Here is a 385-nt window from a genome sequence, read left to right on the forward strand (position 1 = left end):
GCATCGCGGCGGCGAGCGCGACGCCGTACGCCCCCGCGATGCCGAGCAACGGCGCTCCCCGCACGGCGAGCGACCGGACCGCCTCCACCAGCGCGGACGCGTCCGTGCAGACCAGCTCGACCTCCTCGGCGGGCAACCTGGTCTGGTCGAGTAGGACCAGGACGGGACCTTCGGGTGGCTCCTCCCAACGGATCGCCGGTATCTCGGTGGGCCTGCTGTTCTCGCCGGTTCGCGCCTGCTGATCAGCCATGCGATCAGTCTGCCCCGTGCACGCCGGACAATTGAAGGTGTCCAGCGCACACCGCGGCCGGTACCGCGATGACCACCCCATGGCACGATGGCAGCCAACCTGCCGCCGCGACCGCGGACGGGCACCGTGAAGGAG

General features: G+C 71.2%; 1 pseudogene. It reads right to left on the reverse strand.

Going from position 1 to position 385, the window contains the following annotated elements:
* Window positions 1-250: pseudogene (locus tag RM572_RS29615) on the reverse strand (S-methyl-5-thioribose-1-phosphate isomerase); the annotation flags it as partial.
* Window positions 251-385 lie beyond the last annotated feature (135 nt).

It is taken from the genome of Streptomyces hazeniae, from assembly GCF_031845485.1.
GTDB classification, from domain to species: Bacteria; Actinomycetota; Actinomycetes; order Streptomycetales; family Streptomycetaceae; genus Streptomyces; species Streptomyces hazeniae.